Raw genomic sequence first — 26,447 nt, forward strand, 5'->3', positions numbered from 1 at the left:
CACATCTGTGCAGGGATCAGTTGATGAGTGTAGAAACCACCTTTGACGGCGAGACGGAAAAGCTGTCGCTGAGAGACTTTACCGAAAAAGCCTATCTCGATTATTCGATGTACGTCATTCTGGACCGTGCCTTGCCCCACCTTGGGGATGGCATGAAGCCGGTGCAGCGTCGAATTGTTTATGCCATGTCTGAGCTGGGACTCAAGGCAACGGCCAAGTACAAAAAATCGGCGCGTACCGTCGGTGATGTGCTGGGTAAATTCCACCCCCATGGTGACTCCGCCTGTTATGAGGCGATGGTGCTGATGGCCCAGTCGTTCAGCTATCGTTATCCGCTGATCGACGGTCAGGGGAACTGGGGGTCGGCTGATGATCCCAAGTCCTTTGCGGCCATGCGTTATACCGAGTCACGTCTGGCGCCCTATTCCGAAGTGCTGCTCAAGGAGCTGGGGCAGGGCACGGTCAACTGGGTGCCCAATTTTGATGGCACCATCAATGAGCCCGAGGTGCTGCCGGCACGTTTGCCCAACGTACTCTTGAATGGCGGCACCGGCATTGCCGTGGGCATGGCAACGGATATTCCGCCACACAACCTGCGCGAAGTGGCCAGGGCCTGCTGTTATTTGCTGGACCACCCGATGGCTACGCTGGAGGATGTCTGTGACCTGATTCCGGGGCCGGACATGCCGACCGAGGCCGAGATCATTACCCCTGCCAAAGACCTGCGTGAGATCTACAGCAAGGGGCGCGGCAGCTTCCGCATGCGGGCCATCTGGGGCAAGGAAGACGGCGAGATTGTCATTACCGCGCTGCCGGCGCAGGTGTCCGGTGCCAAGGTGCTGGAACAGATTGCCAGCCAGATGCAGCAGAAAAAACTGCCGATGGTGGTGGATCTGCGCGATGAATCCGATCACGAAAATCCCACCCGTCTGGTCATTGTGCCCAAGCGTGGCAAGGATCTGGATGCCCTGATGGCGCACCTGTTCGCCACCACGGATCTGGAGCGCAGCTACCGCGTTAACCTGAACATGATCGGCATTGACGGTCGTCCTCAGGTGAAAGACTTGCGCCAGATTCTGGTGGAGTGGCTGACCTGGCGTACCAGTATCGTGCGCCGTCGGTTGGAATACCGTCTGCAGAAGGTGCTGGATCGCCTGCATATCCTCGAAGGCCTGATGGTGGCTTACCTCAAGATCGATGAGGTGATCGCGATCATTCGTGAAGAGGACAAGCCCAAAGACGAGTTGATGCGTCGCTTCGAGCTGACCGATGTGCAGGCGGATGCCATTCTCGACCTGAAGCTGCGTCATCTGGCTAAACTCGAAGAGTTCAAGATCCGCGGTGAGCAGGATGAGCTCAACGATGAGCGCAAGTACCTGGAAGAGACGCTGGGCTCCGATGAGCTGATGCGCAACCTGGTGCGTGAAGAGATTGAATCCACGGCCGAGGAATTCGGGGATGAGCGTCGCTCGCCGCTGGCCGAACGTGCCGAGGCACAGGCGTTCAGCGAAAAGGATCTGCTCAGTGCTGATCCGGTCACCGTTGTCCTGTCCAAGCAGGGCTGGGTACGTGCGGCCAAGGGCCATGATATCGATGCCGAAGGCTTGAGTTACAAATCCGGTGACGGCTTCAAGCTGGCCAGCCCCGGGCGCATGAACCAGCCCTGTATCCTGCTCGACTCTACCGGCCGCAGCTATACGCTGGAAACCCACAAACTGCCATCGGCCAGGGGCCAGGGCGAGCCGGTCACCGGTCATGTCAGCCTGCCCAAGGGCGCGGTTGTGGATGGTCTGGTGTGTGGGCGTGACTCGGATGCGCTATTGCTGGCATCCGATGCGGGCTACGGTTTTGTCACCCGCATTGACCAGCTCACCAGCAAGACCAAAAACGGCAAGGCGGCACTGACGCTGCCGAAAGGCGCCAAGGTACTGCCGCCAGTATTAGTACCGGATTCGGAAGCGCTGCTGGCGGCCGTGAGCAGTGAAGGACGTTTGCTGGTATTCCCGGTAAGTGAATTGCCGGAGCTGGCGCGCGGCAAGGGCAACAAGGTTATCAATATCCCCAGCGCTCGTGCCGCGACCGGTGAGGAGCTGATGAGCCACATCACCCTGATGGGGCCGGAAGATACGCTGGTGGTGAATGCCGGGCGTCAGCACCTGAAACTCAAGGGCAGCGAGCTGGAGCGTTACCGTGGTGAGCGCGGACGCCGTGGCAGCAAACTGCCAAGGGGCTATCAGCGAGTCGATAGCCTGGAAGTCGTCAGCGACTGACCCTCGAGGCCGGTAACCTGATCAGTTGCCGGCCTTGCTCCTTTCTGCCAACTTGGTCAGCAAGTGGCGTGCCTGCTTCTCCAGCAGGTTCTGGTAGGACTCATTGACCGCCAGCAGCAATACCTTGTCTTCATCCTCACGGCGTATATCTGCCTGACTTAACAGGGATTCCTTCAGCAGGGGCGCCTCGGTCAGGGCCGTATGGCTGATCAGGGCATTGCTTTGGGTGGTGCGGCTGAGGAAGTGGGCTTCCTCCTGCATGCGTTCGACCTTATCCAGTGCACCGCGAACCAGTGACATGTGCAGGTTCATCACCGGCTGGAAAGCACGGATCTGCTGCTGGTTGTAATGCTGGTAGAGGTAGGTGAACAACATGGCGCAACAGATGGCGTTAACGCCATGGCTGTCCTTGTCGTCGGATTGGGTAAACAGGATACGCAGGTTACCGTCCTTGAGTGCTTCCAAACGGCCGCTGTAGATGCGGGCCACGGAGTTGGCCAGCGTGCGGTAGTTCTTCAGCAGGGCTTCCCGTTCAGGGCCGTCCAGGTTCTCTGAATGGGCACTGCGGGTATCGATCAGGAACAGGTAGCCGGCCTCTTCCGGCGTCAGCAGCATCTCCAGTTCCTGCTCAAAGGTATAGAGTCCCAGTTGCTCTTCATCGCTGAGGCGCAGCGGGTTGTCCGAATCATCCTGGGGCTCGTCCAGTGTTTCCCTGGGGGAACTGTCCAGTTCGGTCAGTTCCATGTCCGGCACCATGGCTTCATCGCTGTCATCATCTTCGACATGGCCCACCGGTTTGGGAGTGAAGCGCGGCATGCGTTCTGCAGCCTGTTCCGGTTTCAGCAGGGACACCAGATCATCGGTATCGAAGGACGGCTCGCGGCGTCCGCTGGTCGCTGCCGGAGAGGGGGCAGGTTCAGGTGCCGGCTCAGGCTCGGGTTCGGTTTTCGCCTCCTCTTCAGGCTCGAAGTGAACCGCTGAATCTGAGGTGCTGGGCAGGCTGGGCTCTGTTTCAAACTCTGCTTCAGCAGGGCGAGCTGGTGTTTCGGTCAGGGGCTTTTCAGGTGCTTCGGCGACCCGGGATTCAGACACGGAGGTCGGTTCCGGTGCAGTGGTTCGCGGCGGAATATCCAGTGCCGGAATATCATCGGACGCAGGCTTGGGTGCCGGCGCTGGCTTAACCGGTGCCGGTTTATCCTCTGCTTTTACCTCGGTTTTTTCTGCTGGCGACTTGTCAGGCGCGGGGCTGCTGGCCTGTTCCGGTGGCTGGCTGAAATCGAATTCGGGAATGCTGTCGCGGCTATCGCGATTCACTACCTGACGTGCGACCTCACCAAAGCTGGGGGCTTCGGGTGCATCCAGTCGGGTGCGCTGTTTCAGGCTGAAACCGATCAATATGGCCGTGATGCCCAGGCTGCCGGCCAACAAAAGCGCTATTTCATAGAGCTGCTGCTGCAATGAGGCGGCAAAGGGCTGGGCATTGCTCCACAGGGTGAGCTGTCCGATTACCTCATCGCCCTGTGCCAGTTCCAGTGTGTGGCCTCGGCCCTGGGGTTGGCCCGCCAGGGCAATCAGGGTCTGGTCCGGTGCGGTCAGGCGCAGGCCATTGATCATTGGCTGACCTGCCAGCTCATTGAACAGGTAGTTCAGGCTGATACGGTCATCGGCCAGCACCAGAGGCTGAATCAGAATGGCACTGCTGCGGCCAAACATCAGACTCAGCTCCGAAGCCTGCTGGGCGGCATGGTCTCGACTGCGCAGGTATTCAAAGGTGCCGCTCAACGCCAGGCTGAGCAGCAGAATCAGGGCTGCCGAGAGCAGGGCGCGCAGAGACAGGGTCGAGGTACTTTGCTGAGGGATGTCCTTAGGCTCCATCCTGTTTGGGTCCGAGGCTGGCTGATGACGGAATAGTCGTCTCGATGATAGCAATATTCGGATGCAGGGCACAGTGCCCGGCGCCGAAGAGAGGGCGGCAAATTCATGTGGATCCGCGCCCTCAGGCAAAGACCTTTGCCCCCTGCTCGGGTTATACTGTGCCGTTAAAGTGATCGCCGCGGATATATAAGATGAATGTAGCTGAATATATGACCGAACTGGGTGAACAGGCCCGCGCCGCGTCCCGCGAAATCGCGCGTGCTGACACCGGAGACAAGAACCGTGCCCTGCTGGCCATGGCGGATGCCATTGATGCCAGTCGTGAGGCGCTGGTTGATGCCAACCAGAAAGACATGCAGAACGGCCGTGACAAGGGCCTGGATGCAGCCATGCTCGACCGTCTGGAACTGACCCCGGCGCGTATTGACGGCATGATTGAAGGCCTGCGTCAGGTTGCGGCGCTGCCGGACCCGGTTGGCGGCATCACTGATATGAACTACCGACCATCCGGCATCCAGCTGGGCAAAATGCGTGTGCCTCTGGGCGTTATCGGCATCATTTACGAGTCTCGTCCCAATGTGACCTGTGAAGCGGCCAGCCTGTGTCTGAAGTCCGGTAATGCCACCATTCTGCGTGGCGGCTCCGAGGCGATTCATTCCAACCAGGCTATCGCTGCCTGCATCCGCCAGGGGCTTGAGGCCGCAGGTCTGCCGCAAACGGCGGTCCAGGTGGTGGCCACGACTGACCGTGAAGCCGTTGGCCAGTTGATCACCATGCCGGACTATGTGGACGTTATCGTACCGCGCGGCGGCAAGGGGCTGATCGAACGTATTGCCAATGATGCCCGTGTTCCGGTGATCAAACATCTGGATGGCATCTGTCATGTGTATATCGATGCCGAGGCGGACAAGACCAAGGCGCTGAATATCGCTATCAACGCCAAGACACACCGCTACGGTACCTGCAACACCATGGAAACCCTGCTGGTGGACTCGGCCGTAGCCGCTGAAACCCTGCCGGAGCTGGCGGACCATTACGCTCAGTTGGGTGTCGAGCTGCGTGGCTGTGCACGCACACTGGAAATTCTGCCCAACATCAACGCGGCTACTGAAGAGGACTGGGCGACGGAATATCTGGCGCCGGTACTGGCGGTCAAGCTGGTAGACGGCATGGATGAGGCGATTGCGCACATCAACCGGTATGGCTCGCACCACACCGATGCCATTATTACCGAGAACTACACCAAGGCGCGGGCGTTCCTGCGCGAGGTGGATTCCAGCTCGGTGATGGTCAATGCGTCTACCCGTTTTGCCGACGGTTTTGAATACGGTTTGGGTGCCGAGATCGGTATCTCCACCGACAAGATCCATGCCCGCGGCCCCGTGGGGCTGGAGGGTCTCACCTCGCAGAAGTATGTCGTGCTGGGTGATGGCCAGGTTCGCGTTTAATGCAGCCTCTGGTATTCATGGGTGGGACCTTCGATCCCGTCCACAACGGACATCTGCGCACCGCGCTGGAACTCAAACAGTGGCTCGGGGTCGATCAGGTCTGCCTGATTCCCTCTGGTGCACCGGTGCATCGGGATGAGCCGGGCTGCACCCCGCAACAGCGGCTGGAAATGGTCCAGTTGGCCGTGCAGGACGAACCGGCACTGGCGGCGGATGCCCGTGAAATTGAATCGGATGATCCTTCCTATTCCCTGCTGACGCTGCAGGCGTTGCGCGCGGAGCGTGGGGCGGATTGTCCGATTATCATGACGATGGGCATGGATGCCTATCAAACCCTGCCCAGCTGGCATCAGTGGCAGTCCTTTCTGGACTATGCCCATATTCTGGTGCTGGCACGTCCCGGTTATGACGGTGGCGATGCCAATGCGGAGCTGCTGGACTTCACTCGGTGCCATCAGGCGCCGGCGGTGGACGAGCTGCTCAAGGCGCCATCAGGCAGGGTATTTATTCAGGAGTTGACCCCCTTGGGGATCTCGGCAACCCAGATTCGTCAGTTGATCGCCCAGGGGCAATCACCGCGTTATCTGATGCCGGAGCCGGTATGGCACTATATTCAAGACAACACACTCTATGGTTATCACTAAAAAAGGTACTTTCTCGTAATGGAGATCGAACAGCTGCGTGAAGTGGTGCACTCTGCACTGGAAGATATGAAAGCACGTGACATCACGGAACTGGACGTGCGTGGCAAATCCAGTGTCACGGATTACATGGTGATTGCCAGCGGTACGTCCAAACGGCACGTCATGTCGGTAGCGCAGGAAGTGCTGGAAAAGGTAAAAGCGGCCGGCCTGCTGCCGGTGGGTACAGAGGGGCAGGGCGTAGGTGACTGGATTCTGGTCGACCTGGGCGACATGGTCGTGCATGTGATGATGCCGGATGCCCGCAGCTTCTATGATCTGGAACGCCTGTGGCAGTTTGACGCCGACGACGAAGCGGCGGCGGAGTAACGGCACCCCATGCGTATCCGTTTGCTGGCGGTGGGTAACCGCATGCCGGATTGGGTGACGGCCGGGTATGAAGAATATGCCCGCCGTCTGCCCGCCGATTTTCAACTGGAATTGATCGAGCTGGCCCCCGGACACCGAGGCAAGAATGCCGACCTGGCCCGCGCCATCCGCAGCGAGGGTGATGCCATGCTGGCGGCTATTGGCAAGGGGGACCGGGTGGTCGCGCTGGATGTGAAAGGGCGCCCCTGGTCTACTGAACAACTGGCTGAACAGGCTGAGAACTGGCGCATGGATGGGCGCAATATCAGTCTGCTGGTGGGTGGTCCTGATGGTCTGGATCCACGCTGCCTGGCGCTGGCCGACCAGAAGTGGTCCCTGTCGGCGCTGACACTGCCTCATCCGCTGGTGCGGGTGGTGCTGGCCGAACAGCTCTACCGTGCCTGGAGCATTCTCCAGGGCCATCCCTACCACAAGTAGTCGTCAGGCATGGCACCCTTCGAGCGTTTAAAAGATTACACCCGCGAAAACATTACCTTCACCAACAGGTCTATCCTGGCCTTTGTGATCGTGGTGTTGATGATGCTGGTGCTGGTGTGGCGTATCTATTATCTGCAGGTAATAGAGCATGATCGCTATGCCGCCATCTCCGAGGAAAACCGGGTGCAGTTGCAGCCGGTTGCGCCCCGGCGTGGCCTGATTTACGACCGTAATGGCGCCTTGCTGGCAGACAACCGTCCTCATTTCAGCGTGACCCTGCTGAAGGAGGAAGTAAAAGACCTGGATCAGACACTGGCACGGCTGGGAGAGCTGATCGAGCTGACCCCGCGTGATATCGAACGTTTCCGGAAGCGCCTGAATCAGCGGCGGCGTCCTTACGAAACTGTGCCCCTGCGTTTCCGTCTGACTGAAGAAGAAATTGCCCGCGTTTCTCTCAATTATCATCGCCTGCCCGGTGTTCAGGTCGAGGCTGACCTGATTCGATATTATCCGCACGGGGCGTCTCTGGTACATGCACTGGGGTATGTGGGGCGTATCAACGAGCGTGAGTTGGGCCGTGTCGATGAGAAAAACTATGCCGCCACCCATTACATCGGCAAGCTCGGCATAGAAAAATTCTACGAAGATATCCTGCACGGCCAGGTGGGCTTCCAGAAAGTCGAAACCAATGCCCGTGGTCGTGTGCTGCGAGTACTGGAACGACAGGACCCGGTACCGGGCAAGGATCTGCAGCTGAGCCTGGATCTGCGTCTGCAAACCTTTATCGAAACCTTGCTCAAGGGGCAGCGTGCCTCGGTGGTGGCACTGGACCCGAATACCGGTGAAATTCTGGCGCTGGTCAGTACGCCGACCTACGACCCGAACATGTTCGTAACCGGTATTTCCAGCAAGAATTACAACGCCTTGCGTAACTCGCCGGACCTTCCGCTGTTCAACCGCTCCTTGCGCGGCAGCTATCCGCCGGCTTCAACCATCAAGCCTGTCATCGCACTGGCGGCGCTGGAAACCAATACCTTCACCGCTGAGGACAAGGTGTGGGATCCGGGCTTTTATCAGATCAACCGGAATGGCCGCCGTTATCGCGACTGGAAACGCTGGGGGCATGGCTGGGTGGACCTTAATGACGCGCTGGCCGAATCCTGTGACGTCTGGTTCTATGAGGCTGGCCACCAGATGGGCGTCGACCCCATGTCCGAGATGCTGGGCAAATTCGGTGTCGGCCAGGATACCAGTCTTGACCAGCCCGAGGCGCTGGCCAACTTCCTGCCCTCCAAAGAGTGGAAGCAGGGCAGCCGTAGTTTGCCCTGGTACCCGGGGGACTCTATCAACCTCAGTATCGGTCAGGGCTTCCTCGTCATGACCCCGCTGCAAATGGCGACCGCCACCGCTGTCATGGCCAACCGCGGGCGCTGGGTGCAGCCACGCATGCTGCAGGGATTGATCGATCAACCCGGCGATGACCCCCAGCCTTACGCCCCCATGCTGAACCGCAAGGAAAAGCCGGCCAATATCAACCTCAAGAACCCGGACCACTGGGATCAGGTGATTGAGGGAATGGTTTCCGTAATGCATGGTCCCAAGGGGACGGCACGTCGCTCGGCGACGGGAACACCTTACACCATAGCGGGCAAGACCGGTACCGCGCAGGTGGTCGGTATCGCACAGGACGCCGAATATGACGCCGAGGCGTTGGCTGAACGGCACCGTGACCACGCCCTCTTTGTGGCCTTTGCGCCGGTGGAAAACCCCAAGATCGCGTTGGCCGTGATCGTCGAGAATGGCGGTGAGCGTGGTGGTGGTGGCTCCAGTACAGCCGCGCCCGTGGCCCGTGAGGTGCTGGATGCCTGGCTGTTGGGCGATTACGAAAACGATTTGGAGAACAAGTGATGGTGCCGCGCGATTTTCAACGCACCATGCCGGGCAGTAATGTTCACCTGCAGCGTCCGTCCGGGCTCTGGTCCTATACCCACCTGGATGCCTGGCTGTTGGTGCTGCTGCTGGCCCTGTGCGGCTTTGGCCTGTTCGTGCTGTACAGCGCCTCGGGTCAGGATATGGGCTATGTGGTCCGTCAGGCAGTGCGTATGGGTGCCGGCTTTTTTGTGCTGATTGTGTTGGCGCAGCTGCAGCCAAGGACCTACAGACGCCTGGCCCCCTGGGGCTATGTCGCGGGCGTGGGACTGCTGGTGGCTGTGTTGCTGATCGGGGTTGGGGCCAAGGGCGCTCAGCGCTGGCTTGAGCTGCCCGGATTCCGCTTCCAGCCATCGGAAATCATGAAGCTGGTATTGCCGATGATGGTGGCGGCCTGGCTGACCAAACATCAGTTGCCGCCGACCTTCCGCCACCTGGTGCTGGCACTGGTGCTGCTGGCGATTCCCACGGCGCTGATCATGAAACAGCCTGACCTGGGAACCTCGCTGTTAATCGCGGCGTCAGGTGTGTTTGTTATTCTGCTCTCGGGCGTGTACTGGCGCTGGATTTTCGTCGCGCTTGGCTTGGCTGGGGCAGCCCTGCCGGCACTTTGGTCAATCATGAAGGACTATCAGAAACAGCGTGTACTGACGTTCCTGGATCCGGAAAGTGACCCTCTGGGCGCGGGCTGGAACATTATCCAGTCGAAAACGGCCATTGGCTCTGGCGGTTTATCCGGCAAGGGCTGGCTGGAAGGAACCCAGTCCCAGCTCGATTTCCTGCCCGAATCCCACACCGACTTTATTATTGCGGTGATTGGTGAAGAACTGGGCATGACCGGTGTGCTGGTGCTCTTGCTGATCTATTTGATGATCATTGCTCGCGGGCTGATTATTGCCGCCCAGGCACAGGACAGTTTTTCTCGCCTGTTGGCGGGGAGTATTACGCTGACTTTCTTTGTCTACGTATTCGTTAACATCGGTATGGTATCCGGTTTGCTGCCGGTGGTGGGGGTTCCTCTGCCAATGGTCAGCTATGGCGGCACCTCGATCGTGACACTTATGGCAGGATTCGGCATTCTGATGTCAATCCGCACTCACAGACAGATGCTGACCCGATAGGGAGATTAAAATGCGCAACACACTGGGAAGCTGGCTGCTGGCCGGTACATTGCTGACGGGCACCTCCAGCGCCATGGCTGGCAGTGGATATGAGGAGCACCCGCTGGCAGACGAAGTGGTCAGTACACTTGAAGCGGAAGGCTTTGATGCTGCCGAGGTCCGCAAGGTGCTGGCCAAGGCCGAGCGCAAGGACTCCATTCTGGAAGCGATCTCACGTCCGGCGGAGCGTCGCCTGACCTGGGGTGAGTATCGCAAGATATTTGTCGAGCCCAAGCGCATTCGTCAGGGTGTGGCATTCTGGAACGAGCAGGCCGAGACACTGGCGCGTGCCGAAGAAACCTATGGTGTTCCGGCCGAAATCATTGTTGCGATCATCGGGGTGGAAACCCGCTATGGTCGCATCATGGGCCGTTATCGTGTGCTGGATGCGCTGGCGACACTGGGCTTTGATTATCCCAAACGCGCTGATTTCTTCCGTGGCCAGCTGATTGAGTTCATGCGCATGAGCCGTGAAGAGTCGCTGGACCCCACCGGTCCCATCGGTTCCTATGCCGGCGCCATGGGCTATGGCCAGTTTATTCCGTCCAGCTTCCGTGACTTTGCCGTGGACTTCGACGGTGATGGCAAACGCAACATCTGGAGCAATAAGGTCGATGCCATCGGCAGCGTGGCAAACTACTTCCACGCCCATGGCTGGCAGTCCGGTGAGCCGGTACGCTCCAATGTGGTGATGAACAAGGCCGCTGATGAAAGCTGGTTTAATGCTGGCCTCAAGCCGGAAGTGAGCCTTGCTGAATGGGCCGAGCGAGGCATTGCCACCCGCAAGGATCTGTCGCTGGATCAGCCTGCCACACTGATGGAGCTGACAATGGCAGACGGTGAGCATTACTGGTTCGGGTTGCAGAACTTCTATGTTATCACCCGCTATAACCACAGCCGACTCTACGCCATGGCGGTCTATGAGCTGAGTCAGGCGATCAAGGAGGCCCGTGAGGCCGCCACGGAGAACTGATGGCATGAAACGGCTCTCTCTCCCTTTGCTGGCTGTGCTGGTGCTGTTGTCGGGCTGTGCTTCCAAGGAAAGCAGCCGCTACAGCATCAAGCAGGACCGTGGCCCGGATCAGGCCGTGGACCTGTCCAAGGTGCCTGATGCGGTGCCTCGGCCTGAACCCCACAGCCGCTGGGGTAACAAGAGCCCTTACCAGGTACTGGGCAAGCGCTATTATGTGCTGCCTACCGCCGAGGGCTATCGGGAGAGGGGCATTGCCTCCTGGTATGGCAAAAAGTTCCACGGCCATACCACATCCAACGGCGAAATTTACGACATGTACCAGATGAGCGCGGCCCACAAGTCCCTGCCGCTGCCCAGCTTTGTGCGTGTAACCAATCTGGATAACAACCGCCAGGTGGTGGTACGGGTCAATGACCGCGGGCCCTTTCATGACAAGCGCCTGATTGACCTGTCCTACGCCGCGGCTTACCGGCTGGGAGTGCTGCAGCATGGTACCGCCCGTGTGGAAATCGAAGCGATTACGCCGGGCAGTGCCGCGGATGCGCGTCTGCTGGCTACCGAAAAACTCAGCCCCGTCTCCAGTGATCGTGCTGCCATCACCGGCCGCACCCTGCAGGTAGCGGCTCTGTCGAATGAGGCCAATGCCCAGCGTCTGGCGGCACAACTGGGTGCACAGCTGGAGGAGCCGGCCATGGTGGTACCGGTGGAGCGAGGCGACCGCATTTTGCACCGGGTACAGCTGAGTCCGCTGACCGGCCGCCATACATTGAACTGGCTGCTGCAGCAGTTGTCACAGGCGGGGTACCCCGGTGCCCACCTGGTGGACTTGCCCTGATGGCGCGGGTAGAGTTTAGCTTTCTGCGTGTCGAGAGGCACTTCGTCACCCAAAACCCTTCACTTCAACCAAGATGTAACTGACCGACTATGGCGCAACGACAGACACTTACCAACGCATTCCTGTACCTGGCCCTGATGCTCGCGCTGCTGGTGGCAGCCACTGCCCAGGCAGCTTCAGCCCTGATCCCGGCCCCGCCGCAGGTTTCCGCCCGCGCCTACCTGGTCATGGATGCTGATACCGGCCATTTGATTGCGGCTGATCGCGAGGGTGAACGCTTCCCGCCGGCCAGTCTGACCAAAATGATGACCAGCTACATCGTTGAGTACGAGATCAGCAAGGGCAACATTGCCGAAGATGATCTGGTGCTGGTCAGCGAAAAGGCCTGGCGTACCGGTGGTTCGCGCATGTTTATCCAGGAGGGTACCCAGGTGAAGGTGGGTGACCTGCTGCGTGGTGTTATCATCCAGTCCGGTAACGATGCCTCAGTGGCATTGGCTGAACACATTGCCGGCAGCGAGCGCGCGTTCGCCGACCTGATGAACCAGCATGCGCGTCTGCTGGGCATGGAAAACTCCCACTTTGTAAACGCCACGGGCCTGCCGGCCGATGATCACTACTCATCAGCCGAAGATCTGGCCAAGCTGGCCAAGGCCCTGATCACGCGCTTCCCTGAGCATTACGCCATCTACGCGCAGAAATACTTTACCTACAACAACATCCGTCAGCCCAACCGCAACAAGCTGCTGTGGCGTGACGACAGTGTTGACGGTATCAAGACCGGTCACACCGACGCGGCTGGCTACTGCCTGGTATCCTCTGCCAAACGTGATGGTATGCGTTTGATCTCGGTTGTGATGGGCACCGACAGCGAAGAGGCCCGTGCCCGCGAGAGCCAGAAGCTGTTGTCGTACGGGTTCCGCTATTACCGTACCCACCAGCTGTATGAAGCGGGTCAGGTTCTGCAGGACACCAAAGTCTGGGCCGGTGCCCGTGACCAGGTACGTCTGGGCCTGACGCAGGATCTGGCAGTGACCGTTCCGCGTGGCAAAACCGACCTGCTGGAAGCCTCCCTGGAGCTGGACAAGGTGATCAAGGCACCGGTTGAACAGGGGCAGGAATTGGGTCAGGTACGTGTCACCCTGGATGGTGAAACAGTTACCAGCGTACCGCTGGTGGCTCTGGAGCCGGTACAGGAAGGCAGTCTGTTCAAGCGTATCTGGCACGCCATCATGCTGTTCTTCATCGGTCTGATCAGCTGATCGCGACTTTACCCTTGAAATCGGTATATGCTGCCCACATCTCAATGACAGAGTGTTGAAGACGTCATCGAGGCCGGCGAGACAAGGCAAAAACAGGCGAAAAAGCGCAGTTTAGTAAACTAAATGAGCATTTTGAGCCTGTTTTTAACGCAGTATTCGGCCACGCAGATAGATGTTCAACGCTCTGTCCAAGGTGTGGGCAGTTGCACTTATGAATACTGATATTGTTTATCTCAATGGTCGTTATCTGCCTGCGAATGAAGCCCAGGTATCGGTCTTTGACCGTGGCTTCCTGTTCGCGGACAGCGTCTACGAAGTGATCCCCTACTATCAGGGTGTCGGTTTCCGTCTTCAACAGCATCTGGACCGCCTGGCTTACAGCCTGCGCGCCATACGTATTGCCGCTGATGACGACTGGCGCAGTATTCTGGACGGCCTGGTAGAACGTAACGGTGGCGGTAATCTGTCAGTCTATCTGCAGATCAGCCGTGGCAGCGCCGGCAGCCGTACCCATGCCTATGATCAGAGCATGACGCCGACAGTGTTTGCCTGCTGCTCGCCAATCAAGGATATCTACGCGCTGGGGGCGGATCAGGTCAAGGGCTATACTGTGATTGTATCAGCCGACCTGCGTTGGCACCGCTGTGACATTAAGTCCACAGGGCTGTTACCCAATATTCTGGTATTGCAGCAGGCCCGTGAAGCCGGTGCCGATGAAGCACTGCTGGTGCGCGATGGACTGCTCAGTGAAGGGACCTCATGTAACCTGTTTGTGGTGCGCCAGGGGGTGATCTATACACCCAAGCGCAGCTCGGAAATTCTGGGCGGCACCACACGCGAGTTGATTCTTGAACTGGCCGCCGAGGCCGGTATCCCCTTTCAGGAGGTGGATATCCGCCCGGAAGAACTGGCCAATGCAGATGAAGTCTGGGTCTCCAGCTCCACTCGGGGGGTAATCCCGGTGATCGAGATCGACGGCACTCCGGTGGCCGATGGTCAGAAAGGCCCGCTGTGGCAACAGATGTTTGCCCTGTTTACACGTTTTCAACACCGGCTAATGACCGGAGAGAAGTAATGAGTAGCGAACCTCAAGCACCCAAAATTGAATTCCCCCATCCCGATTACACCCTCAAGATCATCGGTGACAACCATGACGACTTCAAAGGTCTGGTTGTTGAGATTGTGCAGATTCATGCACCGGATCTGGATGTCGAGCAGGTGGTGGTACAGGAAAGCGGCAAGGGCAACTATAGCTCAGTGCGCCTGAGTATCACCGCGACCAGCCATGAACAGCTGGATAATCTGCACCAGGATCTGAAAGCAACGGGTCGTGTGAAAATGGTTCTTTAATGGCCCTGTCCGAAGAGCTGATTATTCGCACACCCGAGGGGCTGCAGCCGTACTCATCGGTGTGGGAAAAAATGCAGGCCCTGACGGCCAGCCGTGACGCCTCGACGCCCGACGAAATCTGGCTGCTGCAGCATGAACCTGTATTCACCCAGGGGCAGGCAGGCAAGGCTGAACACCTGCTCAGTACCGGCGATATTCCTGTGGTTCAGGTGGACCGAGGTGGCCAGGTGACCTATCACGGGCCGGGTCAGCTCATCGCCTATCTGATGCTGGACCTGCGCCGGCGCAAGCTGGGCGTGCGTGATCTGGTCGATATTATCGAGCAGTCCATCGTGGCCTTGTTGGCGGATCTGGGGGTGGAAGCCTACCCCAAGCCGGATGCGCCGGGCGTATACGTCAACGAACAGAAAATCTGCTCGTTGGGGCTGCGCATCCGTCGCGGTTGCTCCTTCCATGGGTTGGCGCTGAATCTGGATATGGATCTGGAGCCCTTTTTGCGCATCAACCCCTGCGGCTATGCTGGCCTGCAGATGACGCAGGTTCGTACCCAGGCACCCCAGGCTGATCTGGCCGCTGTGTCCGATAACCTAGTAAAACACTTGGTTAAGAAGTTGGGGTATACTGTACTGACACGCACACATACATGGGATAACTGATTAAGTATGGCTGAATCCTCCGAAAAGAAAGCAGGCCGAGTCGAGCAGGGCGTGAAGCTGCGTGGTGCTGACAAGGTTGCCCGTATCCCGGTCAAGGTAATTCCGACCGAAAAGGACGAAATGCTGCGCAAGCCGGACTGGCTGCGTGTTCGCATGGGATCAAATGCGGAAGTTAAGCGGATCAAGGAGAAGCTGCGCAAACACAAACTGGCCTCTGTTTGCGAAGAAGCCAGCTGCCCCAACCTGGGGGAGTGTTTCAGCCATGGTACCGCCACGTTCATGATCATGGGCGATATCTGTACCCGCCGTTGTCCCTTCTGTGATGTTGCCCACGGCCGTCCCAATGCGCTGTCGGAAGATGAGCCGCGTGAACTGGCTGAAGCCATTGCCGACATGCAGCTGAAATACGTGGTGATCACCTCGGTCGACCGTGATGACCTGCGCGATGGTGGTGCCCAGCACTTTGCCGACTGCATCCGTGAAACGCGTCAGCGCATCCCCAGTATCCAGATAGAAACGCTGGTGCCGGACTTCCGCGGCCGTATGGATGTGGCGCTGGATATTCTGAACCAGACGCCGCCGGACGTGTTCAACCACAACCTGGAAACCGTTCCGCGCCTGTACCGCAAGGTTCGCCCCGGTGCCGACTACCAGTGGTCACTGGATCTGCTCAAGCGCTACAAGGCGTTGCAGCCGAATGTACGCACCAAGTCCGGTTTGATGGTGGGTTGTGGTGAAACCAATGAAGAGATCATCGAAGTAATGCGTGACCTGCGTGCGCACGATGTCGATATGATCACCATTGGTCAGTATCTGCAGCCAAGCCGTGACCACCTGGCACTGGACCGCTACGTGACCCCGGACGAGTTTGCCGAGTACGAGCGCATTGCGCGTGAACTGGGCTTCAGCCATGTGGCCAGTGGCCCTCTGGTACGCTCCTCCTACCACGCCGATCTGCAGGCGAAAGGGGAAAAGGTCGGTTGACCCGTCCTTGTCAGGAATGAAAAGCGCCTCAGGGCGCTTTTTTTATGTCTTGCGATGCGGTGCACAAATTCTTAATATTAGTAATATCTTAACTAATAGTAAGGGTAGCGAGATGAGTGCGGACAAGCGTGTTGCGGTACAAGCATCCATGGAGCAGGGCTTTCTGGTAAGTGCGGATATTCGTGGCCACCAGGTGCAGATCGACCAGCCGGAGGCGGCGCGGGGAACTGACCAGGGGCCGACTCCGCTGGAGTACTTCCTGTTTTCACTGGGCGGCTGTATCTGCACCATCGGCCGTATCGCCGCCATGCAGCAGAAAATCGACCTGCGTGGCATGAAAGTCAGCGTAGAAGGGGACTACAACCCGGCTGGCCTGCTGGGTAAACCCAGTGATGACCCGACCGGCTTCAAACAGATCTCGGTGGCTGCCGAAATCGACGCGGATATGAGCGATGAGGACAAGCAGGCGTTTCTGGATGCTGTCTGCGAACGCTGCCCGCTGCATGCCAACATCAAACTGGAAACCCAGGTAACCCACCACCTGATGGAACCCAGCTGCGTGATCTGAGGCGCAGCCGGGCTTGTTCTTCGGGCCGGTCAGACTTCCAGCAGGAAGGTGACGGGCCCGTCGTTGAGCAGTTCCACTTTCATATCCGCACCAAAGCGGCCGGTGGCGACCGGGTTATGTTGAGACTGAGCCTGTTCGACGAAGTAGTTGTAGAGGCGTTCACCCTCGGCAGGCGAGGCGCCGGATGAGAAGCTCGGCCTCAGGCCTTTGCGCGTATCCGCGACCAGTGTGAACTGGGAGACTACCAGCAGGCCACCGCCGGTATCGGTAAGGCTCAGGTTCATCTTGTCGTCCGCATCGGCAAAAATGCGGTAGTTCAGCACCTTCTTCAGCAGCTTGTCGGCGCTGGCCTCGTCATCTTCTTTTTCCACACCCAACAGCAGCAGGATACCGTTGTCGATGGCTCCGGTGATCTCGCCGTCCACAGTGACACTGGCATGACGAACCCGTTGAATCAGTCCTTTCACTCTCAGGCGCTCCTTTCAGCGAAACGGTCGGTGGCGTGCACCAGATTATCGATAATGCCCGGTTCCAGTGCCGAGTGGCCGGCTTCACGGACAATATGCAGCTCGGCATGAGGCGCGGCCTGCTGTAGAGCCCAGGCCTGCTCCAGCGGGCACACCATATCGTAGCGGCCATGCACGATAGTGATGGGGATATCGGTCAGCTTGTCGGCGTCACGCAGAATCTGGTTCGGCTCCAGAAATGCCTTGTGGATAAAGTAATGCGCCTCGATCCGCGCCATTGCCAGGGCAAAGTGCGGGTCACCAAAATGATCGACCACGCTGGGGTTGGGAGTAAGGGTTGAACAGCGGCCTTCCCAGATAGACCAGGCCTTGGCCGCCTGCATCTGTGCCAGTTCGTTATTGGAGGTCAGGCGCTGATAATAGGCGTTCAGCAGATCGCCGTGCTCCTCGGTCGGGATCAGTGCCAGGTAGTCCTGCCAGTAGTCCGGGAACAGGGCGCTGGCGCCTTGCTGGTAGAACCACTGAATATCGCGATCACGGCACAGGAAAATGCCGCGCAGGATCAGACCCAGGGTGCGTTCGGGGTGTGTCTCGGCGTAGACAAGGCTCAGGGTTGAGCCCCAGCTGCCGCCAAACAGTAGCCATTGCTCGATACTGAGGAACTCGCGAATGCGCTCCATATCAGCGACCAGGTTGCTGGTCGTGTTGTCATCCAGAGTGGCGTGTGGGGTCGAGCGACCACAGCCGCGCTGATCAAACAGGATGATGCGGTAGCGCTCCGGGTTAAAGTAGCGTCGGTGCACCGGGCCGCAGCCGCCACCGGGGCCGCCATGCACAAACAGGACCGGAATGCCGTTCGGATTACCACTCTCCTCCACGTACAGGGTATGCCCCTGACCGACTTCAAGGTAGTACTCGTGGTTGTGGCCGATCTCCGGATAGAGGATACGCATGCCGATCTCCTGACGCTTGGGTGAGCCGCCAGTATATCGACCCTGTCTGGGCAGGTGAACCGACCCCGTGAAGGCGTGCTAAAATCCGGCCATGAACATTGATGAAGCTCAGCTGGACATGCGCAGTTACCCCGGCGAAGTCCATGCCCACCAGCATGATCACTACCATCAACTGGTGTTGCCCTGTGAAGGGGCGCTGGAAATGCAGGTCGGCAGCCGTGAAGGTCAGGTCGGTCATGGTTACCTGGCGGTCGTGGCTGCCGGTGAAAGCCATGCGTTTGCTGCCCGGGGGGATAACCGCTTTCTGGTCGCTGATTTGCCGCTGGCCAACACTGATGCCTGGCAGGCATTGCCTCCTTTTCTGCCCCTGTCGCAGCCGCTGCGCCAGTACATCGGTTTTTTACAGAGCTGGCTGGCGTCCGGGCATACGGCCAGCGTACCGGGCAGCGATCAAGTACTGTCCGAGTTGCTGATAGCAGGCGCTGAGTCGCCGGTGGTGGATCGGCGCATCGAGCCTGTCAGGGAGTGGATGAGCCAGCACTTTGCCGAGGCCGTCAGCTTGCCGCAGCTGGCAGCGCTGGCCTGTCTCAGTGTGCGTCAGTTCAGTGCCCGCTTTCGTCAGGCGACCGGTCAGTCGCCCCAGCAATACCTGATCAGCCTGAGGCTGGAGAAGGCGCAGGCGCTGCTGCAACAGACCGATATGAGCCTGCAGCAGGTCAGTGATGCGGTCGGGTATACCAGCCTGTCGGCGTTCAGCCATCGCTTTCGACAGCGTTTTGATGTCAGCCCCGGCTACTATCGCCGAAACGAGCAGGCATAGCGCCGAAACGCGCACCTTTAACCTGCTCGAATCAGGCAGACTGCTGGTTTTTGGCAATGGAGACCCGCTGCATGTCTGCAACGTTGAATGCCACCTTGATCGGCACTGTATCGATCTGGCTATGGGGCGCGCTGGCGCTACTGACCCGTCTGACCGAAGGGCGTATCCCGCCTTTCCAGCTGCTTGCCATGACCTTTGCGCTTGCTTTCCTGCTGATGTGCGGTAAGTGGTGGCGTGAAGGACATCTGGGGCTGAAACACCTGCGACAGCCGCCACTGGCCTGGCTGCTGGGAGTGGGCGGCTATTTCGGCTACCACTTCTGTTATTTTCTCGCCATGTCACAGGCACCGGCGGTGGAGGTCAGTCTGTTGGCCTACCTTTGGCCCCTGTTGATTGTGCTGTTTTCGACTCTGTTGCCGGGGCACCATTTTTATCTGCGTCATCTCAGTGGTGCCCTGCTGGCGCTACTGGGCTGCTGGCTCCTGGTCGGGCGCGGAGGCACCGGTTTTGCCTGGCAGTACCTGGACGGCTACCTGCTGGCGCTGGCCTGCGCGTTGATCTGGTCGTCCTATTCGGTGGCCAGCCGTCTGGTCAGTCACGTGCCGACCGATGCGGCGGGCTGGTTCTGCGGTGTTACGGCACTGTTGGCGCTGCTCTGTCATTGGCAATTTGAACAAACCGTCTGGCCGGACTCGGGCACTCAATGGCTGGGAGTTATTGGTCTGGGGCTTGGGCCGGTGGGCATCGCCTTTTTCACCTGGGATCATGGCGTCAAGCGGGGCGATTTGCAGCTGCTGGGCGTGCTGGCCTACGCCGCGCCCTTGATCTCGGTGGTGTTGCTGGTGCTGACGGGGCTGGCGGATTCCAGTAGCGAAATCTGGTGGGCCAGTGCTGCTATTGTTGCAGGCTCTCTGTTGGCGGGCTGGCAGACCGGCAGGCGAACCGCTGAAAAACAGGAGGTAAGCGCGTCCTGATAAGTAAGCAGGACAGGGTGCCCGAGGGAGGTTAAGGCCCGGCTCAGTGGTGGTGTGATGTAATTCATGCTCGCACCGCACAAAATACCGGCCTATACTTCTCTGCTGTGAGCGGGCCTGTGTGTGCTGGAAACTATCCAGTGAGGTGCAATGACCCGGTCATGAATCGAGATTAGCCTGTTGAAGAGGTGCTTCCAGATAGTAAGGATGTGCTTGTTCGGTGTGGCCGTTAAGACAGGAATCATTACACTACAGGATATTCCATGCAGTATGACAGGACGTCCAGGCGGCTCCCCCGGCCACTATTGACTGAAAAAGGGCTTATCCTGTCCCTGTTCGCGCTTTATATTCTCGCCACATCCGCTATTACCGTTCTCAGCTTCAACACCTCCCAGGCTCAACAGCTGGCAACTACGCGCTCCATGCTGCTGACCGCCGCCCGCGCCGGTGGTCACATTGTCGGCAAGTATTTTCATGACACCTATCGCCAATCCAGCCCGCCAGGGCAGGACCATTACCGCTTGCTGGTCGAGGCGCTGGACAGCCTGGTGGATGACCTGCCCGGTGTCGAGTATGTGTACTCGATGGATGTGATCGAAGGCGAGGCCTACTTCGTGATCAGCAACGAAACCCAGGAAGATCTGGAACGGGGCACCCCCAGCCGGTTCTACAATCCCTACCAGTCGGCGCCGGATGAGCTTTACACCGCCTATCGTAACCGGGAACCGGTGTTCACACCGGTATACAGCAATGAATGGGGCTCCTTTCGCTCGGCGTTTGTACCCACCAAACGCTTCGATGATACCTATTACATTATGGCGGCGGATATTAAGGTCGATGGCCGACGTGACCTGTTTATGCACAGTCTGGGTACGGCTGCGACCATTAGCCTGATTGCACTATTACCGGTCTATCTGCTGTTCCTGTTCTACCGGCGTCTGCAACGATTGCGCGCGGAAGAGTTGGAACGTCAGCTCTATAGCAATGCATTGACCGGCTTGCCCAATACCGCCTGGTTGATACGGGAGGAGGGGGAAGCCTTATCCGGGGTTAGCGGTATCCTGCTCAACCTGAATAACTTCCATGCCATCAATATGTTGTTTGGCCGTGAAGCCGGAGACCAGTTGATACAGCGTATCGCGCCGCGTTTACAGGAGCAGTTGCCTCAAGGGGCCCAGCTGTATCACCTGGAGGTGGACGAGTTTCTCGTCGTCTGCCAGGTGGCCGAGCCGGATACTCTGCTCGGCCTGGCCCGGCAGTTGCTGGCAGCGGTTTTCTCGCAGTCAGATGAAAGCACCAGCGCCCGCTTTTCCGTTTCAGCACGGGCCGGAGTTGCCAGTGGCTGCGATTCAATCAAGTCACTGCTTAGCCGAACCCAGCAGGCAATGAAACAGGCATCGGTCATGGGATTGCCCTATCGTGCTTATACAGGCACTGACTCGCCTGATCAGTACTACGAGCGCAACCTGCACTGGCTGAATGAGGCCGGGCAGGCACTGGCAGAAGGGCGTCTTAAGCCCTGGTTTCAACCCATTCGTGATATCCACAGTGGCGGTGTAAAGCACTTTGAAGCGCTGGCACGCCTGGTGGGGCGCGATGGCGAGGTCTATCTGCCGGGGCAGTTTCTGCCTGCCATTCGCTGCAGTCATCTCTATCCCCTGCTGACGCGTAGCATGATCGAACAGAGCCTGGCCAGCTTCAGTGATCGTGACGAAATGGTGGCGATCAATATGAGCAAGCAGGATCTGCTGGATGAGCAGACCATGGCGTACCTGTTTGACACCCTGCATGCCTATGGCATGGAGGGGCGGGTACTGATTGAGGTGCTGGAGTCCGATTCCATCGAATACCAGGACGATGTGGTGGATGTACTCAGCCGCTGCCGCCAGATGGGGGTAAAAGTCGCCATTGATGATTTCGGCAGCGGCTATTCCAATTTTGACCGCATTCTCAAGATAGAGCCGGATTATCTCAAAATAGATGGCTCGCTGATCCGTCGAATCGATGAGGATGAAGCGTCTCGCGTGCTGGTAGCGGCCATCTGCCAGTTTGCGGTCAGCCTCAATATCCCGTTGATTGCCGAGTTTGTTGAGTCCGAGCGGCTGCTGCCCCTGCTGGAGGAGATGGGCGTGAGCTTGGCGCAGGGGTTTGGGATTGGTCGCCCGGCACCTTTGGTATCAGGGTCCGAAGCCAAATCAGAGTGAGGCGGCGGGCATAAAAAAACCGATGGCAGTACCATCGGTTTTTTTTGTCCACAAGGGAGTTACTTACTTCTTGTTGGCGCGCTTGCGCTCGTTTTCTTTCAGCAGCTTCTTGCGGATACGGATGCTTTCCGGTGTTACTTCCACCAGCTCATCGTCTTCGATGAAGTCCAGCGCCTGTTCCAGCGAGTACTTGATCGGCGGGGTCAGCACGATGTTTTCGTCAGTACCGGAGGCACGTACGTTGGTCAGCTGCTTGCCCTTGGTCGGGTTGACCACCAGGTCGTTGTTACGGCTGTGGATGCCCAGCACCATGCCTTCATAGACTTCGATGTTCGGGTCGATGAACAGACGGCCACGTTCCTGCAGGGTAAACAGGGCGTAGCCCAGCGCTTTACCGTTGACCATGGAAACCAGTACGCCGTTATGACGGGATACCACATCACCCTGCTTGACCGGACCGTAGTGGTCGAAAATGGAGGTCATGATGCCGGTACCGGAGGTCATGGTCATGAACTGGCTACGGAAACCGATCAGGCCACGTGACGGCATCATGAAGGTCAGACGCACGCGACCCTTGCCGTCCACTTCCATGTTGGTCATGTCGGCCTTACGCTTGCCCAGTTCCTCGATAACCGAACCCTGGTGATCTTCTTCAACGTCGATCATCACAACTTCGTACGGCTCGTGGATTTCGCCATCCACTTCTTTCTGGATAACTTCCGGACGGGAAACACCCAGCTCGAAGCCTTCACGACGCATGGACTCGATCAGTACGGACAGGTGCAGCTCGCCACGGCCGGATACACGGAATTTCTCAGGAGTATCACCCGGCTCGACACGCAGGGCCACGTTGTGGATCAGTTCGCGATCCAGGCGGTCCTTGATGTTACGGCTGGTGATGAACTTGCCTTCCTGACCGGCGAACGGAGAGTCGTTGACCTGGAAGGTCATGGACACGGTCGGTTCGTCTACAGACAGGGCCGGCAGAGCTTCGATCACTTCCGGGTCACACAGAGTGTCGGAAATGTTCAGCTCGTCCAGGCCGGTGATGCAGATGATGTCACCCGCCTGGGCAGAATCAACTTCAACACGCTCCAGGCCATGGTAACCCATGATTTTCAGCACACGGCCGTTACGCACTTTGGCGTGGCTGTCGATAACTTTAACCTGGGTGTTGGTTTTGACGCTGCCGCGAGATACGCGGCCAACACCGATAACACCGGTGTAGCTGTTGTAGTCCAGTGCGGAGATCTGCATCTGGAAGGGGCCCTCAACGTCGACGTGAGGCGCATCTACGTGCTTGACGATCGCTTCGAACAGCGGCGTCATGTCGTCTGCCATGGCTTCGGGGTCATCACCGGCGATGCCGTTCAGGGCAGAGGCATACACAATCGGGAAGTCCAGCTGCTCGTCAGTGGCGCCCAGGTTATCGAACAGGTCGAAGACCTGATCCATGACCCAGTCAGGACGCGCACCCGGGCGGTCGATCTTGTTGATAACAACGATCGGGCGCAGGCCACGGGCAAATGCTTTCTGAGTTACGAAGCGGGTCTGCGGCATGGGGCCGTCAACCGCATCCACCAGCAGCAGTACAGAATCGACCATGGACAGAACGCGTTCAACTTCACCACCGAAGTCGGCGTGTCCCGGAGTGTCGACGATGTTGATGCGGTAGTCGTTCCACTTGATGGCCGTGTTCTTGGCCAGGATGGTAATGCCTCGCTCACGCTCCTGATCATTGGAGTCCATGATGCGTTCGGCACCTTCATCGCGGCGGCCCAGTGTTCCTGACTGTTGCAGCAGCTTGTCGACCAGTGTGGTTTTACCATGGTCAACGTGGGCGATAATGGCAATATTACGTAGGTTATCGATCACGCGAAGTACCCTGTGATGTTGTAAAGCGCGACATTATACGGAAGGGATGTGAAACATTCGATCATTTGGTGATCATTATTGCAGAAACCCTGTTCGGGTCATCAGTTTTCGGTAGGCCTCACTGGCTGTGCAGTACTTGTCGCTCAATCCGGAAAAGTGCTCCTGCAGTGCTGGGTCCTCGGTGTTGGCCAGGCGGGTACGGTAGCGTTCGCAACGTTCATCCAAACGGTTTACGGCCTGCAGACGGCATAAAGGGTACATGTGGCTTTGGCGAGGATAGTTGTAACAGATGGTGTCCAGACGAATGTGGCCATTGTTCTCCAGCCATTGGGCCGGGAAACGTTTGGCATATTCGTCATCAGCAGCGACCGGGCTGGCCAGCAGGCTGGTGAAGCATAACAGGGCGATGGTGCCACGCACTGTCTTGAAAGCAGTCATGATCCTTGAGGTCCTGTATATATAGGGGGCTGCATCAGCATACGCCGAATGCGGTATGCGTTGAAGCAAGGTTGGCCGAGAAATCCTGTGGGCTTTGCACTATGATAGGCTCGCTTCAGGGGAGTGTTGCCACTGAATGGTGCGCCATGCACCATATGTGGGCAATAAGCGTGATATATGCACCATTGTAGTGCCTTGTCGCGATTGCTTTCGGTGCGTGCTACCGAAAATCAACAAGTTAGCTCGCATTAAAAACTGGCACATCCCTTGCTTTATCAAGCACAAACCGGTTTTCCGGATCCTAATGTAATGATGTTTTGCCAAGGCAAACTGATAACGAGTGGGGATAGCCAAATGTCAGAGAAGACTCTGAATCTGATCAAAGAAAGCGGCGCAAAGTGGATCGACATGCGCTTTACCGACTTTAAAGGCAAAGAACAGCACGTTACCATCCCGGTAAGCGACATGGGTGACGAGTTCTTTGAAGACGGCAAGATGTTCGATGGTTCCTCCATCGCTGGCTGGAAAGGTATTGAAGAGTCCGACATGATTCTGCTGCCGGACGACAGCGCTTCTGTACTGGACCCCTTCGCTGAAGATGCCACCGTTATCGTACGTTGCGACATCATTGAGCCGGCTACTGGCCAGGGTTACGAGCGTGATCCGCGTTCCGTTGCCAAGCGCGCAGAAGAGTACCTGAAGTCTACTGGTATTGCTGATTCCGCCATGCTCGGCCCGGAGCCGGAATTCTTCGTATTCGACGGTGTTGAATGGCACGCTGACATCAGCGGTTGCGGTTACAGCATCCAGTCTGAAGAAGCTGCGTGGGCGTCCAACCACAAGATCGAAGGTGGCAACACCGGTCACCGTCCGCGCGTTAAAGGCGGCTACTTCCCGGTTCCGCCGATCGACTCCCTGCACGACCTGCGTGCCGCCATGTGTGATGCCATGGAAGCCATGGGTCTGACCATCGAAGTTCACCACCACGAAGTGGCAACTGCCGGTCAGTGTGAAATCGGTGTGCGCGGTAACACCCTGGTAGACAAGGCTGACGAAGTACAGATCCTGAAGTACTGCGTACACAACGTTGCTCACGCATACGGCAAGACTGCGACCTTCATGCCGAAGCCGCTGGTTGGCGATAACGGTTCCGGTATGCACGTCCACCTGTCCATGAGCAAAGATGGCCAGAACATCTTCGCTGGAGACGGCTACGGTGGTCTGAGCGAATACGCGCTGTACTACATCGGCGGTATCGTTAAGCACGCTAAAGCTCTGAACGCGCTGTGCAACCCGTCTACCAACTCTTACAAGCGTCTGGTACCGGGCTTCGAAGCACCGGTAATGCTGGCTTACTCTGCCCGTAACCGTTCTGCTTCCCTGCGTATTCCGTACACCACCAGCCCGAAAGCGCGTCGTGTAGAAGCGCGTTTCCCGGACCCGGCAGCTAACCCGTACCTGTGCTTCGCAGCACTGCTGATGGCTGGTATCGACGGCATCAAGAACAAGATCCACCCGGGCGACCCGGCTGACAAGGATCTGTACGACCTGCCGGCTGAAGAAGCTAAAGAGATCCCGACTGTTGTCAGCTCTCTGACCGAAGCTCTGGACGCTCTGGAAGAAGACCGTGAGTTCCTGACTCAGGGCGGCGTGTTCACTGACGACATGCTGGATGCTTACATCGCGCTGAAGCGTGAAGAAGTAGCCAAGGTCAACATGACTACTCACCCGGTCGAATTCGACCTGTACTACTCTGTTTAATCCAGAGTTGTGAATTGAAAAAGGCTTCCCGAGGGAAGCCTTTTTTGTTTCTGCGTTTTGCCCCAACCTGGGGCGTGAGTAACCTTATTTTCTTTTATGCACTATATTGGTGCATATGGGTTTTGGCTCAGATGGGTCAAGGCCTTAAGCTTCGGTAA

At 58.0% G+C, this 26,447-nt stretch carries 24 protein-coding genes; 19 read left to right on the forward strand and 5 right to left on the reverse strand.

Annotation, left to right across the window (positions count from 1 at the left end):
• Positions 1–23 precede the first annotated feature (23 nt).
• The gene (gene parC, locus BW956_RS16410) at positions 24–2,270 is read left to right on the forward strand and encodes a DNA topoisomerase IV subunit A (protein ID WP_076464334.1); all 2,247 of its coding nucleotides are present in this window, start codon (positions 24–26) and stop codon (positions 2,268–2,270) included.
• Between the two features lie 21 nt (positions 2,271–2,291).
• On the opposite strand, the gene BW956_RS16415 is transcribed toward parC, so the two are convergent.
• Positions 2,292–4,145: a hypothetical protein gene (locus BW956_RS16415; RefSeq protein ID WP_076464337.1), complete on the reverse strand. Its 1,854-nt coding sequence runs from the start codon at positions 4,143–4,145 to the stop codon at positions 2,292–2,294.
• Between the two features lie 191 nt (positions 4,146–4,336).
• Here BW956_RS16415 and BW956_RS16420 point away from each other — a divergent pair, with 191 nt between their 5' ends.
• The 14 genes from BW956_RS16420 (at position 4,337) to BW956_RS16485 (ending at position 16,797) form a co-directional block, all read left to right on the forward strand.
• Positions 4,337–5,593: a glutamate-5-semialdehyde dehydrogenase gene (locus BW956_RS16420; protein ID WP_076464339.1), complete on the forward strand. Its 1,257-nt coding sequence runs from the start codon at positions 4,337–4,339 to the stop codon at positions 5,591–5,593.
• Complete coding sequence (gene nadD / locus BW956_RS16425; protein ID WP_076464342.1) at positions 5,593–6,237, forward strand: nicotinate-nucleotide adenylyltransferase; 645 nt, start codon at positions 5,593–5,595, stop codon at positions 6,235–6,237. Before BW956_RS16420 ends, nadD begins: the two co-directional genes overlap by 1 nt.
• 18 nt (positions 6,238–6,255) lie before the next feature.
• The gene (gene rsfS, locus BW956_RS16430) at positions 6,256–6,603 is read left to right on the forward strand and encodes a ribosome silencing factor (protein WP_010323609.1); all 348 of its coding nucleotides are present in this window, start codon (positions 6,256–6,258) and stop codon (positions 6,601–6,603) included.
• Positions 6,604–6,612: 9 nt separating this feature from the next.
• Positions 6,613–7,080, forward strand: coding sequence for a 23S rRNA (pseudouridine(1915)-N(3))-methyltransferase RlmH (rlmH, locus tag BW956_RS16435; RefSeq protein ID WP_076464345.1), 468 nt, complete (start codon positions 6,613–6,615; stop codon positions 7,078–7,080).
• 9 nt (positions 7,081–7,089) lie between these two features.
• Positions 7,090–8,988, forward strand: coding sequence for a penicillin-binding protein 2 (mrdA, locus tag BW956_RS16440; protein ID WP_076464348.1), 1,899 nt, complete (start codon positions 7,090–7,092; stop codon positions 8,986–8,988).
• Complete coding sequence (rodA, locus tag BW956_RS16445; RefSeq protein WP_076464351.1) at positions 8,988–10,130, forward strand: rod shape-determining protein RodA; 1,143 nt, start codon at positions 8,988–8,990, stop codon at positions 10,128–10,130. The genes mrdA and rodA overlap by 1 nt, the downstream gene beginning before the upstream one ends.
• A 10-nt stretch (positions 10,131–10,140) precedes the next feature.
• The gene (gene mltB, locus BW956_RS16450; protein ID WP_076464353.1) at positions 10,141–11,142 is read left to right on the forward strand and encodes a lytic murein transglycosylase B; all 1,002 of its coding nucleotides are present in this window, start codon (positions 10,141–10,143) and stop codon (positions 11,140–11,142) included.
• A gap of 4 nt (positions 11,143–11,146) precedes the next feature.
• The gene (locus BW956_RS16455) at positions 11,147–11,977 is read left to right on the forward strand and encodes a septal ring lytic transglycosylase RlpA family protein (protein ID WP_076464356.1); all 831 of its coding nucleotides are present in this window, start codon (positions 11,147–11,149) and stop codon (positions 11,975–11,977) included.
• Positions 11,978–12,066: 89 nt separating this feature from the next.
• Positions 12,067–13,239, forward strand: a complete 1,173-nt coding sequence (locus tag BW956_RS16460) for a D-alanyl-D-alanine carboxypeptidase family protein (RefSeq protein ID WP_010323603.1) — start codon at positions 12,067–12,069, stop codon at positions 13,237–13,239.
• 211 nt (positions 13,240–13,450) lie between these two features.
• Entirely contained in the window at positions 13,451–14,314 is an 864-nt protein-coding gene (locus tag BW956_RS16465; protein ID WP_076464656.1) for a D-amino acid aminotransferase, read from the forward strand.
• Positions 14,314–14,589: an HP0495 family protein gene (locus BW956_RS16470; protein ID WP_076464359.1), complete on the forward strand. Its 276-nt coding sequence runs from the start codon at positions 14,314–14,316 to the stop codon at positions 14,587–14,589. The genes BW956_RS16465 and BW956_RS16470 overlap by 1 nt, the downstream gene beginning before the upstream one ends.
• A complete protein-coding gene (lipB, locus tag BW956_RS16475; protein ID WP_076464362.1) occupies positions 14,589–15,245 on the forward strand; it encodes a lipoyl(octanoyl) transferase LipB in 657 nt (218 codons plus the stop codon). The genes BW956_RS16470 and lipB overlap by 1 nt, the downstream gene beginning before the upstream one ends.
• Positions 15,246–15,251: 6 nt before the next feature.
• On the forward strand, positions 15,252–16,229 hold the full coding sequence (gene lipA, locus BW956_RS16480) for a lipoyl synthase (protein WP_010323599.1): 978 nt from the start codon (positions 15,252–15,254) through the stop codon (positions 16,227–16,229).
• A gap of 112 nt (positions 16,230–16,341) precedes the next feature.
• Positions 16,342–16,797, forward strand: a complete 456-nt coding sequence (locus tag BW956_RS16485) for an OsmC family protein (protein WP_076464365.1) — start codon at positions 16,342–16,344, stop codon at positions 16,795–16,797.
• A gap of 29 nt (positions 16,798–16,826) precedes the next feature.
• Here BW956_RS16485 and dtd read toward each other — a convergent pair whose 3' ends face one another.
• Positions 16,827–17,264, reverse strand: a complete 438-nt coding sequence (gene dtd / locus BW956_RS16490; RefSeq protein ID WP_076464368.1) for a D-aminoacyl-tRNA deacylase — start codon at positions 17,262–17,264, stop codon at positions 16,827–16,829.
• A 2-nt stretch (positions 17,265–17,266) separates the two neighbouring features.
• Positions 17,267–18,217: a prolyl aminopeptidase gene (gene pip / locus BW956_RS16495; protein ID WP_076464370.1), complete on the reverse strand. Its 951-nt coding sequence runs from the start codon at positions 18,215–18,217 to the stop codon at positions 17,267–17,269.
• Between the two features lie 91 nt (positions 18,218–18,308).
• On the opposite strand from pip, the gene BW956_RS16500 reads away from it, so the two are divergent.
• The 3 genes from BW956_RS16500 to BW956_RS16510 all read left to right on the forward strand — a co-directional run bounded on the left by BW956_RS16500 (position 18,309) and on the right by BW956_RS16510 (position 22,215).
• Positions 18,309–19,037: an AraC family transcriptional regulator gene (locus BW956_RS16500; protein WP_076464373.1), complete on the forward strand. Its 729-nt coding sequence runs from the start codon at positions 18,309–18,311 to the stop codon at positions 19,035–19,037.
• A gap of 71 nt (positions 19,038–19,108) precedes the next feature.
• The gene (yddG, locus tag BW956_RS16505; protein WP_076464376.1) at positions 19,109–20,011 is read left to right on the forward strand and encodes an aromatic amino acid exporter YddG; all 903 of its coding nucleotides are present in this window, start codon (positions 19,109–19,111) and stop codon (positions 20,009–20,011) included.
• 263 nt (positions 20,012–20,274) lie between these two features.
• On the forward strand, positions 20,275–22,215 hold the full coding sequence (locus BW956_RS16510) for an EAL domain-containing protein (RefSeq protein WP_083703119.1): 1,941 nt from the start codon (positions 20,275–20,277) through the stop codon (positions 22,213–22,215).
• Between the two features lie 63 nt (positions 22,216–22,278).
• Here the strand turns inward: BW956_RS16510 and typA are convergent, their stop codons facing one another.
• Together typA and BW956_RS16520 are read right to left on the reverse strand one after the other, a co-directional pair.
• Positions 22,279–24,090, reverse strand: coding sequence for a translational GTPase TypA (gene typA, locus BW956_RS16515; protein ID WP_076464382.1), 1,812 nt, complete (start codon positions 24,088–24,090; stop codon positions 22,279–22,281).
• Between the two features lie 75 nt (positions 24,091–24,165).
• Positions 24,166–24,528, reverse strand: a complete 363-nt coding sequence (locus BW956_RS16520; RefSeq protein WP_076464385.1) for a hypothetical protein — start codon at positions 24,526–24,528, stop codon at positions 24,166–24,168.
• Positions 24,529–24,882: 354 nt separating this feature from the next.
• On the opposite strand from BW956_RS16520, the gene glnA reads away from it, so the two are divergent.
• Positions 24,883–26,289, forward strand: coding sequence for a glutamate--ammonia ligase (glnA, locus tag BW956_RS16525; protein ID WP_076464388.1), 1,407 nt, complete (start codon positions 24,883–24,885; stop codon positions 26,287–26,289).
• Positions 26,290–26,447 lie beyond the last annotated feature (158 nt).

The organism is Marinobacterium stanieri, assembly GCF_900155945.1.
Taxonomy (GTDB): Bacteria; Pseudomonadota; Gammaproteobacteria; order Pseudomonadales; family Balneatricaceae; genus Marinobacterium; species Marinobacterium stanieri.

Excerpts from the sequence above, each read along its gene's own strand:
- parC (WP_076464334.1), top strand. The coding sequence starts at position 24 with ATGAGTGTAGAAACCACCTTTGACGGCGAGACGGAAAAGCTGTCGCTG.
- BW956_RS16415 (WP_076464337.1), bottom strand. The coding sequence starts at position 4,145 with ATGGAGCCTAAGGACATCCCTCAGCAAAGTACCTCGACCCTGTCTCTG.
- BW956_RS16420 (WP_076464339.1), top strand. The coding sequence starts at position 4,337 with ATGAATGTAGCTGAATATATGACCGAACTGGGTGAACAGGCCCGCGCC.
- nadD (WP_076464342.1), top strand. The coding sequence starts at position 5,593 with ATGCAGCCTCTGGTATTCATGGGTGGGACCTTCGATCCCGTCCACAAC.
- rsfS (WP_010323609.1), top strand. The coding sequence starts at position 6,256 with ATGGAGATCGAACAGCTGCGTGAAGTGGTGCACTCTGCACTGGAAGAT.
- rlmH (WP_076464345.1), top strand. The coding sequence starts at position 6,613 with ATGCGTATCCGTTTGCTGGCGGTGGGTAACCGCATGCCGGATTGGGTG.
- mrdA (WP_076464348.1), top strand. The coding sequence starts at position 7,090 with ATGGCACCCTTCGAGCGTTTAAAAGATTACACCCGCGAAAACATTACC.
- rodA (WP_076464351.1), top strand. The coding sequence starts at position 8,988 with ATGGTGCCGCGCGATTTTCAACGCACCATGCCGGGCAGTAATGTTCAC.
- mltB (WP_076464353.1), top strand. The coding sequence starts at position 10,141 with ATGCGCAACACACTGGGAAGCTGGCTGCTGGCCGGTACATTGCTGACG.
- BW956_RS16455 (WP_076464356.1), top strand. The coding sequence starts at position 11,147 with ATGAAACGGCTCTCTCTCCCTTTGCTGGCTGTGCTGGTGCTGTTGTCG.
- BW956_RS16460 (WP_010323603.1), top strand. The coding sequence starts at position 12,067 with ATGGCGCAACGACAGACACTTACCAACGCATTCCTGTACCTGGCCCTG.
- BW956_RS16465 (WP_076464656.1), top strand. The coding sequence starts at position 13,451 with ATGAATACTGATATTGTTTATCTCAATGGTCGTTATCTGCCTGCGAAT.
- BW956_RS16470 (WP_076464359.1), top strand. The coding sequence starts at position 14,314 with ATGAGTAGCGAACCTCAAGCACCCAAAATTGAATTCCCCCATCCCGAT.
- lipB (WP_076464362.1), top strand. The coding sequence starts at position 14,589 with ATGGCCCTGTCCGAAGAGCTGATTATTCGCACACCCGAGGGGCTGCAG.
- lipA (WP_010323599.1), top strand. The coding sequence starts at position 15,252 with ATGGCTGAATCCTCCGAAAAGAAAGCAGGCCGAGTCGAGCAGGGCGTG.
- BW956_RS16485 (WP_076464365.1), top strand. The coding sequence starts at position 16,342 with ATGAGTGCGGACAAGCGTGTTGCGGTACAAGCATCCATGGAGCAGGGC.
- pip (WP_076464370.1), bottom strand. The coding sequence starts at position 18,217 with ATGCGTATCCTCTATCCGGAGATCGGCCACAACCACGAGTACTACCTT.
- BW956_RS16500 (WP_076464373.1), top strand. The coding sequence starts at position 18,309 with ATGAACATTGATGAAGCTCAGCTGGACATGCGCAGTTACCCCGGCGAA.
- yddG (WP_076464376.1), top strand. The coding sequence starts at position 19,109 with ATGTCTGCAACGTTGAATGCCACCTTGATCGGCACTGTATCGATCTGG.
- BW956_RS16510 (WP_083703119.1), top strand. The coding sequence starts at position 20,275 with ATGCAGTATGACAGGACGTCCAGGCGGCTCCCCCGGCCACTATTGACT.
- BW956_RS16520 (WP_076464385.1), bottom strand. The coding sequence starts at position 24,528 with ATGACTGCTTTCAAGACAGTGCGTGGCACCATCGCCCTGTTATGCTTC.
- glnA (WP_076464388.1), top strand. The coding sequence starts at position 24,883 with ATGTCAGAGAAGACTCTGAATCTGATCAAAGAAAGCGGCGCAAAGTGG.